Raw genomic sequence first — 16466 nt, 5'->3', positions numbered from 1 at the left:
TACAAGCAATCGAAAGCCTGCTCCTTATCCCGCCGAACCGCTGGAAAGGATAAGTCATGACCGACCTTGTGCTGAGCGAGATGCGCGATCGCGTCGCGATCCTCACCCTCAACCGTCCCGACAAGCTGAACGCGCTGAACTACGCGCTGATCGACCGGCTGCTTTCGCTCCTCGACCGGATCGAGACAGACGATGGCGTGCACGCCGTCATCATTACCGGGGCAGGGGAGCGGGCCTTTCCGCCGGCGCCGATATTCACGAATTCTCGTTGGGCGTGGCCGAAGGCACCGATGTCGCGCTACGCGATTTCGTGACGCGCGGCCAGCGCCTGACTGCGCGGCTGGAAGCCTTTCGCAAGCCCGTTATCGCCGCCGTCAACGGCCTGGCTTTCGGCGGCGGTTGCGAAATCACCGAAGCGGCGCCGTTGGCGATCGCCAGCGATCGCGCGCTGTTCGCCAAGCCGGAAATCAACCTCGCCATGCCGCCTACCTTCGGCGGCACGCAGCGGCTGCCGAGGCTTGCCGGGCGCAAGCGGGCCCTTGAACTGCTTTTGACCGGCGAGGCGTTTTCGCCGCACCGCGCCGTCGAGCTTGGCCTTGTCAACAAGGTCGTGCCACATGCCGAATTGATGCCGCAGGCGCAGGATCTCGCTCGACGCATATTGGCCATTCGTCGGCTGCCGTCGCCGCTATCCTCACCGCGGTTACCCGCGGCATCAATCACAGCATTGCCGAAGCCTTGCTGATAGAGGCCGAGCAGTTCGCGCGCATGGCCCCCACAACCGACCTGCGCGAAGGCCTGAGTGCCTGGATCGAGCGGCGCAAGCCGGTCTATGACGGCACATGGACGCATGTCACCCGGCCGGCCGAGACGAGAGGCGCGATGGCTCGATCGAATGGCGAGCCGGGATAGGACGGTGACCGGTCTGGCTCTATGCCACCGCTTTGAGCGGCGCCGGTGCCTGCACGCGCGCGGCCGCCGCCAGCAGGTCGGTCTGGGTGATTAGTCCGAGGATATGCCGCTCGCCATCGACGATCACCACGGCATGGCTGCGGCCGTCGGTCAGCACCGGCAGGAGGTTCATCGCCGGCGTTTCGGGCGAAGCCGTTCCGGCTTTCGACATCACTCCTTTCACGGTGTCGGTCGCTCGTGTTAGCTCGCGCAAGCCAACCGCGCCGGTGAGACGGCCGTTCGTGTCGACCACCGGCAGGGTGCGGATATTGTGGTCTATGAGCTGTTTGCGCGCCTCGTCGGCGGAGGCCGTTTCCGTCACCGAGATCACATCGCGGGACATGATGTCCCGGCAAAGCAGCGTGCGCTGCGAACGCACCATCGCCTGCAGTTCGACCTGCCGCAGCAGGCGCTCCAGGTCATCACGGTCGATGTCGAAGGTCTCGTCGAGCGCCGAGAGCGCGGCATCGACATCCTCGGGCCGGAAGCCGACGCGCTCTGCCGGCGGCCGGTCGGCGGTGCCGTGCCCGCTGGCGGCGGGCATATGCACATGCGGATAGTTGCGCCGAGACAGCTTATGGAAGAGGAAGCCGAGCGCCACCAGGATGGTCGAATTCAGCGCCACCGGCACGAAGGGAAACAGGAAGCCGGCGGCGGCAACCGCCGGCCCGCCGATCACGCCGGTGAGCGCGGCAGCACCCCCTGGCGGGTGCAGGCAGCGCGTGAACGACATCGCGGCGATAGCCAGGGCCACGGCGAGGCCCGAGGCGATCACCGGGTCATGAACGAAGCGCGCCACAGTGACGCCGACCAGTGCCGAAATCGTGTTGCCGCCGATGATCGACCATGGCTGCGCCAACGGGCTTGATGGCACTGCAAAGAGCAGCACCGCGGAGGCGCCCACCGGCGCCACCAGCATCGCTACCTGCGCGCCCTTGCCCATCGTCAGCCCGCTGATCACGCCGGTCAGCGCGATGCCGATCACGGCGCCGATACAGGCGATCAGCCGTTCGCGCAGCGTGGCGCCAGCGAGGATCGGAACAAAGAGGCGCAACGCCATGACGGGTCCTGTCGAACGAGAAATTTCGTGCTGCCGGCAATGCCGCCAAAGATGTCGGTTGGAAAGCCAAACCAATCCGCTTCGTCGATGCTGGAGGAAATATTATTGCGCGATATGGAAGCCCGTGGCGTGCCGCCAACGGCCTCGACTTTGCCAATTGCGCCAGAGCTTTAGTGTGGTTTACGGACTCCGTTCGGCAACTTGCCGGCAAGACGTCGTTTGTTCCTCGAAAGGGCCGCGCGATGTGGCGGCCTGCGGCGACGGGCAAGACAGGTCGCGCCGACGTCAGAACGATCGCTGCTAATAAACAGAGCGAGGCGCTACGCGCCTCGCTCTGCCAATGGCCGGCCCAGGAAATGGCAGGTTAAGGGGCCACCTCGACATGGCCTTTCATGTTGGGGTGGAAGCGGCAGAAATAGTCGACCGCTCCAGCCGCCTTCAACGTGACCTTGCCTTTCGACTTTGCAGGGATCATCACATCCCAGCCACCTTTGACCGTGGCGGTGTGGGCGAGGATGTCATTGTTCGTCCACTCGATCGTATCGCCGACCTTGGCCGCGACGCTTGCCGGCGAAAAGATCAGTTTGTCGATCGTCACCTCGATGGTCGCCGCGAAGGCCGGCGACGCGAAGAGCGCCGTCGCCAGCATAGGCACAAGAAGCGGCACCCTCATTTCAGCATGCCGGCGACATGTTCGGCATGCTGCTCATGCCCCTGGAAGATCTTGAGGCCGGTCTCCAGCAGGCTCTTCAACTCAGCATTGCTGGCCGAAGGGATGAGCAGGGTTTCGAGCGCGCTGTCGACCTGCTTGTGATAGGCCACTTCGTTCTCGATATAGGCCTTGTCGAAGGCTGCCCCCTTCAGCTTCGCAAGCTTGGCGTGCTCCTCCTTCGCGGCCTTGGCCAGCGCCTTGCTGGTGTCGTTGTCCTCGGGTGTGACCTTCAGCTTCTTCACAAGGTCGAGCGCCTGCTTGTTCACCGCCTCGTGGTCGCGCTCCATGTCCTTGGCGAAGTCGACGATCTCCTTGTTTTTCGACTTCTTGATCGCCAGCTTGGCCGCTTCGATGTCGATCGTGCCGGCCGTATAGGCGATGTGGGCAATCTGAGGATCGGTGGGCTTTTCGGCAGCTAGCGCCAGCGGCGCCGTGCTCACGAAGAAAAGGGCGGCGAGGGTGGCGGTCGATCGCATAAACATGGCATCTCCTTCGCCCGGCGGCGCTGGCCTCGGGCTTTATTTGGTGTTGACTGCCATTGGATGCGGGTCGGAACGAAACGTTCCCGGAAAAGGTCGGGAGATCGAAATCAGGGCTCGAATCCCAGCCTTCTCATCACCGCCTGCGTCAGCCGCTCGCAGCGCCGGCCGGCGAAGGGGAAGGCGTCGAGCAGCACCGGGCCGATCTCGTCGTCCAGCGCCTTTCGCACCAGCGCTCGCGCCCGGTGCAGCCTGGTCTTCACCGTCTCGGGCTTCACGCCCAGCAGGTCGGCGGTTTCCTCGATGCTGAGGCCCTCGATGACACGGGCGACGAAGACGGTGCGATAGACATCGGGAAGGCTGTCGGTCGCCCGTTCGACGAGCCTGAGGATCTGCCGCTGCGCCATCGTCCGCTCCGGATCGTCACCTGGATTCAAGTCGTTTTGGTTCAGGGGAAACCGGATGATCTGCGCTTCCGGATTTCCGGGCATCGCCACGATGCGCTTGCGCTTTCGCAGCCGGCCGAGCGCTTCGTTGATGACGATGCGCGACAGCCAGGTCGAAAGCGAGGCCTCGCCGCGAAAGGCCTGGAGGCTGGTGAAGGCGCGCATATAGGCTTCCTGCAAGACGTCTTCAGCCTCCGCGTCGTTGCGCACGACGCCGCGAGCGAGGCGGTAGAGCCGCTGGTTATACGTCTTGATGATGGCGCGGAACGCGTCGGGATCGCGCGCAAGAGCCTGGCGCACCAGCGCCATGTCGCCGGCCTCGGCCGCACCGATTTCGGCGGCCTCAATAGCAGGCTGTCTCATCTCGCCCCGATCTCCCAGCAGTCGTTACATCCGTATTGGATGCGCCTGCCAGTAAAAGGTTCCCGGGTTGGTTGCGCGGGCCACGCTACCGCTTCGAAACCTGTCTGCTGCTCCCGGTCTGTCGTTCTACGGAAGCTTTCGCCGATCAACCCCGTCACGCGGCGGCGGCCGCCGCGGCCAGGCCGCGCAGAATGTCGGCCTTGAGGTCCTCGACATCTTCCAGCCCGATCTGCAGCCGGATCAGCGATCCGGCATACGAATTCTTGGCAAGTGTGCGGTCGCCGAGGAAGACCGGAACGGCGAGGCTCTCATAGCCGCCCCAGGAATAGCCGAGCCCGAAGATCTTGAGCGCATCGAGAAAAGCGTGCTGCGCCTTCTGCCCGCCGCCCTTGAGCACGACCGAGAAGACGCCGCTCGAGCCGCAGAAATCGCGCTTCCAGAGCGCATGGTCGGGATGGCTTTCCAGCGCCGGGTGCAGCACTTGCGCGACGCCTGGCTGTTCCTCGAGCCACCGCGCGATATCGAGCGCGCTCTTGCGGTGATGCTCGAGCCGCACCCCCATCGTGCGCAGGCCCCGCAGCACCTGATAGATGTCGTCGGGCCCCGAACAGCAGCCCAGCGTGCAGAAACCCTCGTAGAGCTGCCTCCAATAGGTCTCGTTGGCGGAAACCAGGCCGAGCAGCACGTCGGAATGGCCGGCCGGATACTTGGTCGCCGCATGGATCGAGATGTCGACGCCATGGTCGAGCGGCTTGAAGTAGAGCGGCGTCGCCCAGGTGTTGTCCATCATCACGACGGCGCCCGCTTCATGCGCAGCCTTGGCGATGGCCGGGATGTCCTGCACCTCATAGGTGTTCGATCCCGGCGATTCGGTGAACACCGCCTTGGTGTTTGGCTTGATCAGCGATGCGATGCCGGCGCCGATGCGCGGTTCGTAATATTCGACCTCGACGCCGAGCCGCTTCAGCGTCGTATCGGCGAAGTGGCGCGTCGGGTGGTAGACGCTATCGACGATCAACAGGTGATCGCCCGCGGCAAGGAAGGCGAGCAGCGGCACCGTCACCGCGGCGAGCCCCGAAGGAACGGCGATGGTTCCGGCCGAACCTTCCAGCGCATCGACGGCGAGCGTCAGCGCATCCATCGTCGGCGTGCCGCGCGTGCCGTAGGTGTATTTCTGGCTGCGCCCGGCCATGGATGCCGCGTCTGGATAAAGCACCGTCGAGGCATGCACGACCGGCGGATTGACGAAGCCGAAATAGTCGCGCGGGTTGTTGCCGGAATGGGCAAGCAGCGTGTTGATGCCCATTTCGATGCCGTCTCTAGCCATGGTTCGTCGCCAGCCAATTGATGTAGGGTCGAATGATGTCAGGGGACCAGCCATAAAGCGGCGGCAAAGCCCGCGCAACTGCGGCGGACCGCCAAAGGCCGGTCTTCCGCTAGGCCAATCCAACAGCGTGCGCGCCCAATAAAGCAGCGCTATTGCCGAAGCGGATTTTGCCGCCCGGTCATGGATTCGCGACGGCGCAACTTGACTGATTTGTTTGCATGGCCCGCCGGTTTCATGGCGCTCTTGTCCGCAATTCAGGCATTTGCAGCAATTGCTTTTCAAACCTCCCGGAATTCGGTCATTTCCCTTGACCTCACAGGAATAATCGCCTTCGATGCGTTTCGTGAATGGGAGGCAGTGCATCGGCAACCGATGCGGGTCCGGGAGTGGCCTTGAAGTGGGAAGCTGCATTCACAAACGAAAAAAGATCAGGTGTCGCCTGGCAGCAGGGGCGCCTGTAACAGAAAAGGGTCTGTGGGTCATGAAACACATTGCAATCGGCATCCTTGGCGCCGCCGCGCTCGGGTTCATGGCGTCCGCCGCTTCGGCCGGCACGCTCGACACTGTCAAGCAGAAGGGCTTTATCCAGTGCGGCGTTTCGACCGGCCTAGCCGGCTTCTCGGCACCGGACGACAAGGGCGAGTGGAAGGGCATCGACGCCGACTTCTGCCGCGCCGTCGCGGCCGCAGTCTTCGGTGACGGCACCAAGGTCAAGTTCACGCCGCTCAGCGCCAAGGAACGGTTCACTGCGCTTCAGTCGGGCGAGATCGATATCCTGTCGCGCAATACCACTTGGACCAGCAACCGCGACAGCGCGCTCGGCCTCGATTTCGTCGGCATCACCTATTACGATGGCCAGGGCTTCATGATCAACGCCAAGAAGCTGCCGGGCGTGAACTCCGCGCTGCAGCTTTCGGGCGCCGCCGTCTGCGTTCAGAGCGGCACCACGACCGAGCTCAACCTCGCCGACTACTTCAAGAAGAACAAGATGGAATACAACCCCGTCGTGTTCGAGAAGCTGGAAGAGGTCAACGCCGCCTACGACGCAGGCCGTTGCGATGCTTACACCACCGACCAGTCCGGCCTTTACGGCATCCGCCTGACGCTGTCCTCTCCGGCCGACCACGTCGTGCTGCCCGAGATCATCTCCAAGGAGCCGCTCGGCCCCGCCGTGCGCCAGGGCGACGACCAGTGGGCGCATATTGCGCGCTGGACGTATTTTGCGCTGCTCAACGCCGAAGAAGCCGGCATCACCCAGGCGAATGTCGACGAGATGAAGACGTCGACCGACCCGAACATCCAGCGTATCCTCGGCACCGAGCCCGACGGCAAATATGGTGCCGATCTCGGCCTCTCCAACGACTGGGTCGTCAACATCATCAAGGCTGTGGGCAACTACGGCGAAATGTTCGAGCGCAATGTCGGCTCGGGCAGCCCGCTCAAGATTGCGCGCGGCATCAACGCGCTGTGGACCAAGGGCGGCCTGCAGTACGGTCCGCCGATCCGCTGATTGAACGTGATCCGGGAGGCAGGTCGTCTGCCTCCCGGTTTCTCTTTCCAGGGGACGGTCCATGGCTTCGCAGGAAATACTTCGCGAGGAGCCGAGCCGCGGCTCCTTCATCAATGACCCGAGAATACGCAGCCTGTTCTTTCAGACGCTGGTTGTGATCCTGCTGTTCAGTTCGATCTGGTGGATCGTCCACAACGTCATCGAAAACCTCCAGCGTCTGCACATCGCGTCAGGCTTCGGTTTCCTCAGGAGTAGGGCCGGCTTCGACATTTCCGACACGCCGATCGCCTATACCTCCGACTCGACCTATTTCCGCGCGCTGGTCGTCGGCTTGCTCAACACGATCATTGTCGCCGTCGCCGGTATCGTGCTCGCCACCATCGTCGGCTTCACCATCGGCATCGGTCGCCTGTCGCAGAACTGGCTGATCCGCAAGATCTGCACGGTTTATGTCGAGATCTTCCGCAACATCCCGCCGCTGCTGGTCATCTTCTTCTGGTATTCCGGCGTGCTCGCCGTGCTGCCGCCGCCGCGCGAGAGCATCCATCTGCCTTTCGGCTCCTTCCTCAACCAGCGCGGCTTCTATTTCCCGCGCGCCGTCTGGGGGGACGGCTCCTGGCTGATCGGCGTGGCATTGCTGCTGGCCATTGCCATGGCCTTGTTCGTTGCCCACAAGGCGCGACAGCGGCAGAAGGCAACCGGCCAGCAATTCCCGGTGTTCTGGACCTCCGTGGCGCTTATTATCGGCCTGCCGGCGCTCGCCTTCCTGCTCAGCGGTATGCCGCTCACCTTCGACTTCCCGAAGCAGTCGACCTTCAACCTGACCGGCGGCTTCTGGGTCAAGCCGGAATTCCTGTCGCTGCTGCTGGCGCTTTCCTTCTACACGGCCGCCTTCATCGCCGAGATCGTGCGCGCCGGCATCCGGGGCGTCAGCAAGGGACAGAGCGAGGCCGCTGCGGCGCTAGGCCTGCGTTCAGGCCCGATTCTGCGGCTGGTGGTTATCCCGCAGGCGATGCGCATCGTCATTCCACCGCTGACCAGCCAATATCTGAACCTGACCAAGAACTCCTCGCTCGCGATCGCCATCGGCTATCCCGATCTCACCGCCACCGCCGGCACGGTGCTGAACCAGACCGGACAAGCGGTGGAGGGCGTGTTCATCATGATGATCGCATATTTGGTGCTGAGCCTCGTGACGTCTTTTGTCATGAACATCGTCAACGCCAGAATGGCGCTGGTGGAGAGATAGGGCCATGCAGGAACACGACATGTCCTGGGTGCGCACCGAAATGGCGCTGGCGCAGCCGGCGCCGCCTACCGAACGCGGCGCCTATGCCTGGGTGCGCAAGAACCTGATCGGCTCGGTCGGCGACGCCATCCTCACCGTGCTGGGCATCGCCATCGTGCTGTGGATCGTGCCGCAGGTTATCAACTGGGCCTTCATCAACGCCCAATGGAGCGGGCCGGACCGCACGGTCTGCACAACGGCCGCGCAAGGCGGCATCCAGCCCGATGGATGGACCGGCGCCTGCTGGGCCTTTGTCAACGCCAAATTCGGCCAGTTCATGTTCGGCACTTATCCCGTTGAAGAGCGCTGGCGGCCGATCCTGGTCGCCATCCTGTTCGTGGCGTTGCTTGTCCCGATGCTGATCCCGCGCGTGCCGCGCAAAGGGCTGAACGCGATCCTGCTGTTCGTGGCGCTGCCGATCGTCTCCTTCTTCCTGCTGGTCGGTGGCGTGTTCGGCCTTCCGCATGTCGAGACCGCGCGCTGGGGCGGCCTGTTGATTACCCTCAGCCTCTCCTTCGTCGGCATTGCCGTGTCGCTGCCGATGGGCATCGTGCTGGCGCTCGGCCGCCGTTCGAAGATGCCGATCATCAAATGGCTGTGCGTCGTCTTCATCGAGATGGTGCGCGGCATTCCATTGATCACCGTGCTGTTCTTCGCCAGCGTCATGCTGCCGCTGTTCCTGCCGGAAGGCGTCACCTTCGACAAATACCTGCGAGCCTTGATCGGCGTGTCGCTGTTTGCCGCCGCCTATATGGCCGAGGTGATCCGTGGCGGCCTCCAGGCAATCCCCAAGGGCCAATATGAAGGCGCCGACTCGCTCGGCCTCGGTTACTGGCAGAAGATGGGGCTGATCGTCCTGCCGCAGGCGCTGAAGCTGGTCATCCCCGGCATCGTCAACACATTTATCGGCATGTTCAAGGACACCAGCCTGGTGCTCATCATCTCGATGTTCGACCTGCTTGGCGTGGTGAAGCAGAATTTTGCCGATGCCAACTGGGCGACCCCGCAGACCGCGAAGTCCGGCCTGATCTTTGCCGCCTTCGTATTCTGGCTGTTCTGCTTCGGCATGTCGCGCTATTCAATGTACACCGAACGCCGGCTCGACACCGGCTACAAACGCTGATGTATGTCCCCCAAAAGCGTGTAGCGGTTTGGGGATAACGACTGCATCAAGTCAAACGATAAAAGGGGAACCTGCCATGGCCACCGAAAACGCCGTCAGCGCGGAAGAAATCAAGGTCAACGCCGCCAAGATGCACATCTCCACCACCGATGTCGCCATCGACATCGTCGGCATGCACAAATGGTACGGCGAGTTCCATGTGCTGAAGGATATCAACCTCAAGGTGATGCGCGGCGAGCGCATCGTCATCTGCGGTCCGTCCGGCTCGGGCAAGTCGACCATGATCCGCTGCATCAACCGGCTGGAGGAGCACCAGAAGGGCAAGATCATCGTCGACGGCAAGGAACTCACGAACGATCTGAAGAAGATCGACGAGGTGCGCCGCGAGGTCGGCATGGTCTTCCAGCACTTCAATCTGTTCCCGCATCTCACCATCCTGGAGAACTGCACGCTGGCGCCGATCTGGGTGCGCAAGATGCCGAAGAAACAGGCCGAGGAGATCGCCATGCATTTCCTCAAGCGCGTCAAGATCCCGGAACAGGCCAACAAATATCCGGGACAGCTCTCCGGCGGCCAGCAGCAGCGCGTGGCGATCGCCCGTTCGCTCTGCATGAATCCGCGCATCATGCTGTTCGACGAACCGACCTCGGCGCTCGATCCCGAAATGATCAAGGAAGTGCTGGAGACGATGGTTGGCCTTGCCGAGGAGGGCATGACCATGCTGTGCGTCACCCACGAGATGGGCTTTGCCCGCAAGGTCGCCAACCGGGTGATCTTCATGGATCAGGGCCAGATCGTCGAGCAGAACACGCCGGCCGAGTTCTTCGATCATCCGCGCCATGAGCGTACGAAGCTGTTCCTGTCGCAGATCCTGCACTGAGCGATCTGACACCAATTCGAAAGCCCGGCCGCGAAACGGCCGGGCTTTTTGTTATCTGGCGCTGAGAGTTGGCTCGATGGAACGGGACCGCCGCACCTTGTTGAGAAAGCTCTGGCGTTTCCTGGCGATGCTGGTTGTCGCGTTGCTTCTTGCCGCCGCGCTCGGCACGGTGGTGCCGCGCCCGCTCTGGCCCGCGGCGATGGCCGAAGGCGAGGGGACGCGGCACATCCTTGTGCTGAAGAATCCGATCCACACCGATATCGCCGTGCCCCTCGACGACGGTGTGCGCCGGCGGTTTGCTTTCCTCGCCGATGCCGGCCTTCCGATCGAGGCCGCGGAGGCGCGCTATATCGTCCTCGGCTGGGGTGGCCGCGCCTTCTATCTGGAGACTCCCACATGGTCGCAACTGAAGGCCGGGCCAGTGCTGAAGGCGCTGACGCTGGACGCCTCGGTGATACATGTCGATGTTGCCGGAGCAATCAAGGAGCCGCACCCGGACGTCGCCGGCTTCGATATCGACGAGGCGCACTTTGCAGCGCTACTCGACTATATCGCCGCAAGCTTCCAGCGGGGCACGGGTGGGCCTGTGGCCATCGAGGATGCCGGGTACTCGACCTACGACCGTTTCTACGAAGCCAAGGGCCATTTCAACGCGCTGGTCGGCTGCAACACCTGGACGGCGGCGGGATTGCGCGTGGCCGGCATCCGCACGGGATGGTGGAATCCGCTCCCTGTATCGCTGTGGTGGTCGCTGAGGTTGTATGATTGAGGGCTGATGAGAACTTGCAAACGCTGCGTTCCGCCGACTTATCTGGTCAGCCGTTCGGCGACGATACCCTACCGCCGCACCACCTTCCGCTGCTCCCACCCATAGAGCCAGTCCAGGTCTGCCGCGAGCTTCTCCGCCGGCCTCGTCGCTAGCACGAGATTCCGGGCAATCGCTACCGGTCCCCGGGCGTGCCAGGCCAACCGGTTCAGCGCGCCGCGTTTTAGGACCCTTTCGACGCGCGGCCGTCTGAGATTTTCCCAAATGGCAAGGCCTTGGGCCGGATCGCCCGGAAAATCGGCGATCAGAGCGGCGAGCGTCGAGGCGTCCTCTATCCCCATGGCTGCGCCCTGCGCCGCGAACGGCGTCATGGCATGCGCGGCGTCGCCGATCAGTGCGATGCCTTCCGGCATTGTCCAGCGCCGCTGCGCGACCGTGTGGATGGGGAAGGCGGTCCATGGCCCGGCAAGCGCCGCCAGCTTCGCCAATGTTGCCGCCGTGCCTCGCATGGCGGCCGAAAGAATGGCGGGGTCGGCATGGCCGGACCAGCCTTCGGCGATGCGCTCGCCCCTGTTGAAGGCGGCAAGGTTGAAGGCGCTGCCCTTGCTCACCGGATAGGCGACCATGTGGAAGCCGGCATGCAGGAAGGTGGTGACGCAGTCGGTAGCGCCGATTTGCATGAAGGTCTGGCCGGCGGCGCCTTCCGCCGGGACCGTCGCGCGCCAGGCGATCTCGCCGGAAAAGCGGCTTGCTGCAAAGCCGGCCGTCCGGGCAAGTCCGGCGCGAACCGAGGACCAAACGCCGTCGGCTGCGACCAGCAGGCCGCCCGCGGCATTCGTCGCTTTGCCGTCGATCTCGACTGCCGCGGTCACGCTCTGGGGGCCGACGGCGATGCCGGTCACGCGCGCGCCGGTGATGATCTCGATGTCCGGCCGCAGCGCCACTGCCGTCATCAGCGCCGCTTGCAGGTCGGCTCGGTGCGCCACGAGATAGGGCGCGCCCCAGCGCCTTTCCGCGGCTTCCCCAAGCGGCACGCGCGCCAGTTCGCGCAGGCTCCCTGCGTCCTTCAGCACCACCGCTTGCGGCCGGACCGCATTGGGCAGCAGGCGATCGAGCACACCGAGCCGGCGCAGGATGCGGGTCGCGTTGGGGGAAAGCTGGAGGCCGGCGCCGGCTGCTTCGAGTTGCCTGGCCTGCTCGAACAGTCTTACCGGGAAGCCACGGTCGGCAAAGGCAAGCGCCGCCGTCAGCCCGGCAATGCCAGCCCCGGCGATGACGATCTGCCGGGACCGTGTTTCAGTCATGGTTGAAAAGGGCGATCAGGCGGCCTGGTCGACATAGAGGCACCCGGCCGGCTGCGTTTCCGTCGCCTTCAGCGATGGCGAATAGCGGTAGAGTGTCGAGCAGTAGGGGCAGACCTTCTCATTGTCGTCGCCCATGTCGAGGAACACATGCGGATGGTCGAAAGGCGGGTTGGCGCCGGTGCACATGAATTCCTTGACGCCGATCTCGATGACCGGATGGCCCGCGTCGTTCTGGAAGTGGGGAATGCTGCCGCCTGCCATCGTCGTCTCCAATCGGGTTCGGCCAGTGGGTGTGACCAGCCTGCATCTGGAGCATAACAGACCAGTTTGCAAGATCGATGAAATCAAACTGTCGCAAAAGCCTGTCAGAGGATAAGTTGAGCCGGTTAAACGCATGAGGCCGGGCGCCGAGCGATTCCGTGACGATCATGCGTCACAAAGACATGTTAGAGCGTCGCCGAACGGCAATATGCGGCGCTCCAGGGGACGGTAGCGGGCAAGAGCGGGAACCATGAACGAACTGAAGCCTGTGCAGAGCGAGTTCATCACCGTCGAGGCGGCAAGCCCGGACGGCGGCAATCCCGACCGTTTCGTCAACCGTGAGTTCTCCTGGCTGCAATTCAACCGCCGCGTGCTGGAGGAATCGCTGAACGAGCATCATCCGCTGCTCGAACGCGTCCGCTTCCTGTCGATCTCGGCCGCCAATCTCGATGAATTCTTCATGGTGCGCGTCGCCGGTCTCGCCGGCCAGGTGCGCGAGGGCATCGTGCTGAAGAGCCCGGACGGCCGCACCCCCGAGCAGCAGCTCGAGCAATTGCTGCGCGAGGTCGAGCGCCTGCAGGAAGACCAGCAGAAGAGCCTCTCGGCGCTGATGACCTTGCTCAACAAGGAAGGCATCGAAAGCATCACCCGCGACGCGCTCACCAAGGACGAGAAGGCCTGGCTGGAGGAGCATTTCCAGGAGCAGGTTTTCCCGGTCCTGACGCCGCTGTCGATCGACCCGGCGCATCCGTTCCCGTTCATTCCCAATCTCGGTTTTTCTATTGCGTTGCAACTGCGCCATCGGAAGAATGGCGAGGAGATGAGCGCGCTCTTGCGCCTGCCGGTGGCGCTCAGGCGTTTCATCCGGCTGCCCGATCGCAAGCATCATGTCCGCTTCATCCCTCTGGAGGAAGCGGTCGGCCTCTATATCGGCAAGCTTTTCCCTGGCTATGAGGTCAAGGGCTCGGGCACGTTCCGCATCATCCGCGACAGCGATATCGAGGTCGAGGAAGAGTCGGAAGATCTCGTGCGCCTGTTCGAGACGGCGCTGAAGCGGCGCCGGCGCGGTTCGGTGATCCGTATCGAATTCGACACGCTGATGCCGGCGGAATTGCGCGATTTCGTCGCCGGCGAGCTCGGCGTCTCGGCGAGCCGCATCAGCGTGCTCACCGGCCCGCTCGCGCTCAACCAGATCTCCGAGATCGTCGCCATTCCGCGCGACGACCTGAAGTTCACGCCCTATAATCCGCGCTTCCCCGAGCGCATCCGCGAGCACGGCGGCGACTGCCTGGCCGCCATCCGCGAGAAGGACATCATCGTCCACCACCCCTACGAGTCCTTCGACGTGGTGGTGCAGTTCCTGCGCCAGGCCGCCGCCGATCCGGAGGTGGTGGCAATCAAGCAGACGCTCTACCGCACCTCGAACGACAGCCCGATCGTGCGCGCGCTGATCGACGCCGCCGAGGCCGGCAAGTCGGTGACTGCGCTGGTCGAGCTCAAGGCGCGCTTCGACGAGGAGGCCAACATCCGCTGGGCGCGCGACCTCGAACGCGCCGGCGTCCAGGTGGTGTTCGGCTTCCTGGAGCTGAAGACCCATGCCAAGATGTCCTTGATCGTGCGCCGCGAGGACGGCCGGCTCCGCAACTATGTGCATCTCGGCACCGGCAACTATCATCCGGTCACCGCCCGCATCTATACCGACTTGTCCTTCTTCACCACCGATCCGACCATCGCGCGCGATGTCGCGCAGATCTTCAACTTCATCACCGGCTATGCCGAACCGGCCGAGGAGATGCGCCTTGCCGTGTCGCCTTTCACGCTGCGCAAGCGCATCCTGAGGCATATCGCCGAGGAAGTCGCCCATGCGCGCGAGGGCCGGCCGGCCCGCATCTGGATGAAGATGAACGCGCTGGTCGATCCGATCGTCATCGACGCGCTCTACGACGCCAGCCGCGCCGGCGTCGAAATCGACCTCGTCGTGCGCGGCATCTGCTGCCTGAGACCGCAGGTGCCGGGCCTTTCCGAGAACATAAGGGTCAAATCGATCGTCGGCCGCTTCCTCGAGCACAGCCGTATCTTCTGCTTCGGCAACGGCCACGGCCTGCCCTCGGACGAGGCGATCGTCTACATCTCGTCTGCCGACATGATGCCGCGCAATCTCGATCGCCGCGTCGAGACCCTGGTGCCGATCACCAATCCGACTGTGCATGAACAGGTGCTTGGCCAGATCATGCTGGGCAATGTCATGGACAACCAGCAAAGTTTCGACGTATTGGCTGACGGCACCTCCCGGCGCGTTGTGCTGGAAGAGGGCGAGGAACCGTTCAACGCGCAGGAATATTTCATGACCAATCCGAGCCTCTCCGGACGGGGCGACGCGCTGAAATCGCATGCGCCCAAGCGCATTGCCCAGTTCAAGCGCCGCAAGAAGAACGGCGCCGCGTGATTGCAGTTTCCCAGGGCCGGCTTCAGGACCGGCGGCCGCTGTCGATCATCGACATCGGATCGAACTCGATCCGCCTTGTCGTGTATGAGGGGCTGGCGCGCTCGCCCACGCTTCTGTTCAACGAGAAGATGCTGGCCGGCCTCGGCCGCGGCATCGTTTCGACGGGCAAGCTCGATCCCGAGGCGGTGACGCGCTCGATGGAGGAATTCCGCCGGTTCCGCGCGCTGTCGGATCAGGCGGGCGCCGAGCACATCTATGTGCTGGCCACCGCCGCGGCGCGCGAGGCCGGCAACGGCCCCGATTTCATCCATCGCGCCGAGGATGTGCTGAAGACAGATATCCGCGTGCTCACCGGTCGCCAGGAAGCTTATTATTCGGCGCTCGGCGTCATCTCCGGCTTCCATCCGGCAAACGGCATCGCCGGCGACCTTGGCGGCGGCAGCCTCGAGCTGATCGACATCAATCGCGAGGCGATCGGCGACGGCATCACGCTGCCGCTCGGCGGCCTGCGCCTGCAGGACATGGCGAAGAACTCGCTGGTGCAGGCGCAGAAGATCGCGCGCCAGGAGCTGGCGCGGGCAAAGCTGCTCAAGGGCGGGCAGGGCAGGGTCTTCTATGCCGTCGGCGGCACCTGGCGAAACCTCGCCAGGCTGCATATGGAGATGACCAACTATCCGCTCGGCGTCATGCATCACTACGAGATTTCGGCCGACAGCGCGCAGGTCTTTCTGAAGCAGGTGGCCAAGGGCGAGGTCGAGAAGGTGCGCGGCATCGAGGGCGTTTCCAAGAACCGCCGCTCGCTCCTGCCTTACGGCGCGGTCGTTCTGCAGGAGATCATGACGGCGATGCAGCCCTCGAAGATCGTGGTCTCGGCACAGGGCGTGCGCGAGGGCTTTCTCTATTCGCTGCTCGACGCCGAGGAGCAGAAATCCGATCCGCTGATCTCGGCCGCCGAGGAACTGGCGCTGTTGCGCTCTCGCTCGGTGCACCACGCGCATGATCTGGTCGAATGGACCGGCAAGGCGTTCAAGGCCTTCGGCATCGACGAAACGGAAGATGAGGCGCGTTATCGCCATGCCGCCTGCCTGCTCGCCGATATCGGCTGGCGTGCGCATCCGGAATATCGCGGCAGGCAGTCGCTCAACATCATCGCGCATGCCTCCTTCATCGGCGTCGATCACCCCGGCCGCGCCTATCTGGCCTTGGCCAACGCCTACCGCCATGACGGCATCTTCAACGACGGCATCGCGCCGGAGATCAAGGCGCTGGCGCCGCCCAGGCTGCTCGAGCGCGCCCGCGTGTTGGCGGCGATGATGCGCGTGGTCTATCTGCTGACCGCGGCAATGCCGGGCGTGATGCCGAGGCTGAAATGGGAAAGCCGCGGCAACGGCGCGCTGGCGCTGGTGCTGCCGGCCTCGCTCGCCGACCTCTATGGCGAGCGGCCTGCCGGCCGGCTGGCGCAGCTCGCGCGCATCACCAACCGCCGTCTTGTGTTGGCGGTGGAGGGCGGGCCAAGCGTCTCGGTGAAATAGGGCGTTTCGGCCAAATAA

14 protein-coding genes and 1 pseudogene are annotated in these 16466 nt (G+C 63.7%); 8 read left to right on the top strand and 7 right to left on the bottom strand.

Annotation, left to right across the window (positions count from 1 at the left end; translation table 11 throughout):
- Positions 1–56 precede the first annotated feature (56 nt).
- A pseudogene (locus FJW06_RS12345) lies at positions 57–912 on the top strand (crotonase/enoyl-CoA hydratase family protein).
- A 19-nt stretch (positions 913–931) separates the two neighbouring features.
- Here FJW06_RS12345 and FJW06_RS12340 read toward each other — a convergent pair.
- The 5 genes from FJW06_RS12340 to FJW06_RS12320 all read right to left on the bottom strand — a co-directional run bounded on the left by FJW06_RS12340 (position 932) and on the right by FJW06_RS12320 (position 5338).
- Positions 932–2011, bottom strand: a complete 1080-nt coding sequence (locus FJW06_RS12340) for an HPP family protein (protein ID WP_140751970.1) — start codon at positions 2009–2011, stop codon at positions 932–934.
- A gap of 364 nt (positions 2012–2375) precedes the next feature.
- Positions 2376–2684, bottom strand: a complete 309-nt coding sequence (locus tag FJW06_RS12335; protein WP_140751968.1) for a cupredoxin family copper-binding protein — start codon at positions 2682–2684, stop codon at positions 2376–2378.
- The gene (locus tag FJW06_RS12330; RefSeq protein WP_140751966.1) at positions 2681–3205 is read right to left on the bottom strand and encodes a DUF4142 domain-containing protein; all 525 of its coding nucleotides are present in this window, start codon (positions 3203–3205) and stop codon (positions 2681–2683) included. Before FJW06_RS12330 ends, FJW06_RS12335 begins: the two co-directional genes overlap by 4 nt.
- A gap of 107 nt (positions 3206–3312) precedes the next feature.
- On the bottom strand, positions 3313–4011 hold the full coding sequence (locus FJW06_RS12325) for an RNA polymerase sigma factor (protein ID WP_140751964.1): 699 nt from the start codon (positions 4009–4011) through the stop codon (positions 3313–3315).
- Positions 4012–4165: 154 nt separating this feature from the next.
- Positions 4166–5338 carry a cystathionine beta-lyase gene (locus FJW06_RS12320; RefSeq protein ID WP_140751962.1) on the bottom strand — a complete coding sequence of 391 codons (1173 nt, stop codon included), beginning with the start codon at positions 5336–5338 and terminating at the stop codon, positions 4166–4168.
- 481 nt (positions 5339–5819) lie between these two features.
- Here FJW06_RS12320 and FJW06_RS12315 point away from each other — a divergent pair, with 481 nt between their 5' ends.
- The 5 genes from FJW06_RS12315 to FJW06_RS12295 all read left to right on the top strand — a co-directional run bounded on the left by FJW06_RS12315 (position 5820) and on the right by FJW06_RS12295 (position 10908).
- A complete protein-coding gene (locus tag FJW06_RS12315; protein WP_140751960.1) occupies positions 5820–6848 on the top strand; it encodes an amino acid ABC transporter substrate-binding protein in 1029 nt (342 codons plus the stop codon).
- A gap of 61 nt (positions 6849–6909) precedes the next feature.
- Positions 6910–8097 (top strand): amino acid ABC transporter permease, encoded by a 1188-nt coding sequence (locus FJW06_RS12310; protein ID WP_140751958.1) that lies wholly within the window; start codon positions 6910–6912, stop codon positions 8095–8097.
- Between the two features lie 4 nt (positions 8098–8101).
- On the top strand, positions 8102–9259 hold the full coding sequence (locus FJW06_RS12305) for an amino acid ABC transporter permease (protein ID WP_140751956.1): 1158 nt from the start codon (positions 8102–8104) through the stop codon (positions 9257–9259).
- Between the two features lie 76 nt (positions 9260–9335).
- On the top strand, positions 9336–10139 hold the full coding sequence (locus FJW06_RS12300; protein WP_095768430.1) for an amino acid ABC transporter ATP-binding protein: 804 nt from the start codon (positions 9336–9338) through the stop codon (positions 10137–10139).
- Positions 10140–10215: 76 nt separating this feature from the next.
- The gene (locus tag FJW06_RS12295; RefSeq protein WP_140751954.1) at positions 10216–10908 is read left to right on the top strand and encodes a TIGR02117 family protein; all 693 of its coding nucleotides are present in this window, start codon (positions 10216–10218) and stop codon (positions 10906–10908) included.
- Between the two features lie 68 nt (positions 10909–10976).
- Here FJW06_RS12295 and FJW06_RS12290 read toward each other — a convergent pair whose 3' ends face one another.
- Both FJW06_RS12290 and FJW06_RS12285 read right to left on the bottom strand, forming a co-directional pair.
- Positions 10977–12209, bottom strand: coding sequence for an FAD-dependent monooxygenase (locus FJW06_RS12290; protein ID WP_140751952.1), 1233 nt, complete (start codon positions 12207–12209; stop codon positions 10977–10979).
- Between the two features lie 15 nt (positions 12210–12224).
- Positions 12225–12470, bottom strand: a complete 246-nt coding sequence (locus FJW06_RS12285) for a zinc-finger domain-containing protein (RefSeq protein ID WP_027169907.1) — start codon at positions 12468–12470, stop codon at positions 12225–12227.
- 250 nt (positions 12471–12720) lie between these two features.
- Between FJW06_RS12285 and FJW06_RS12280 the strand changes: the two genes are divergently transcribed.
- The gene (locus tag FJW06_RS12280; protein ID WP_140751950.1) at positions 12721–14916 is read left to right on the top strand and encodes an RNA degradosome polyphosphate kinase; all 2196 of its coding nucleotides are present in this window, start codon (positions 12721–12723) and stop codon (positions 14914–14916) included.
- A complete protein-coding gene (ppx, locus tag FJW06_RS12275; RefSeq protein WP_140751948.1) occupies positions 14913–16448 on the top strand; it encodes an exopolyphosphatase in 1536 nt (511 codons plus the stop codon). The genes FJW06_RS12280 and ppx overlap by 4 nt, the downstream gene beginning before the upstream one ends.
- The last annotated feature ends 18 nt before the right edge of the window (positions 16449–16466 follow it).

Origin of the sequence: Mesorhizobium sp. B4-1-3 (genome assembly GCF_006439355.1) — a bacterium.
Taxonomy (GTDB): Bacteria; Pseudomonadota; Alphaproteobacteria; order Rhizobiales; family Rhizobiaceae; genus Mesorhizobium.
This window is presented reverse-complemented; position numbering and strand designations above follow the sequence as displayed.

Coding starts and splice junctions, on each gene's coding strand:
- FJW06_RS12340 (WP_140751970.1), bottom strand. CDS start 2,011: ATGGCGTTGCGCCTCTTTGTTCCGATCCTCGCTGGCGCCACGCTGCGC.
- FJW06_RS12290 (WP_140751952.1), bottom strand. CDS start 12,209: ATGACTGAAACACGGTCCCGGCAGATCGTCATCGCCGGGGCTGGCATT.
- FJW06_RS12310 (WP_140751958.1), top strand. CDS start 6,910: ATGGCTTCGCAGGAAATACTTCGCGAGGAGCCGAGCCGCGGCTCCTTC.
- FJW06_RS12300 (WP_095768430.1), top strand. CDS start 9,336: ATGGCCACCGAAAACGCCGTCAGCGCGGAAGAAATCAAGGTCAACGCC.
- FJW06_RS12325 (WP_140751964.1), bottom strand. CDS start 4,011: ATGAGACAGCCTGCTATTGAGGCCGCCGAAATCGGTGCGGCCGAGGCC.
- FJW06_RS12330 (WP_140751966.1), bottom strand. CDS start 3,205: ATGTTTATGCGATCGACCGCCACCCTCGCCGCCCTTTTCTTCGTGAGC.
- FJW06_RS12315 (WP_140751960.1), top strand. CDS start 5,820: ATGAAACACATTGCAATCGGCATCCTTGGCGCCGCCGCGCTCGGGTTC.
- FJW06_RS12320 (WP_140751962.1), bottom strand. CDS start 5,338: ATGGCTAGAGACGGCATCGAAATGGGCATCAACACGCTGCTTGCCCAT.
- FJW06_RS12280 (WP_140751950.1), top strand. CDS start 12,721: ATGAACGAACTGAAGCCTGTGCAGAGCGAGTTCATCACCGTCGAGGCG.
- FJW06_RS12285 (WP_027169907.1), bottom strand. CDS start 12,470: ATGGCAGGCGGCAGCATTCCCCACTTCCAGAACGACGCGGGCCATCCG.
- FJW06_RS12335 (WP_140751968.1), bottom strand. CDS start 2,684: ATGAGGGTGCCGCTTCTTGTGCCTATGCTGGCGACGGCGCTCTTCGCG.
- FJW06_RS12305 (WP_140751956.1), top strand. CDS start 8,102: ATGCAGGAACACGACATGTCCTGGGTGCGCACCGAAATGGCGCTGGCG.
- FJW06_RS12295 (WP_140751954.1), top strand. CDS start 10,216: ATGGAACGGGACCGCCGCACCTTGTTGAGAAAGCTCTGGCGTTTCCTG.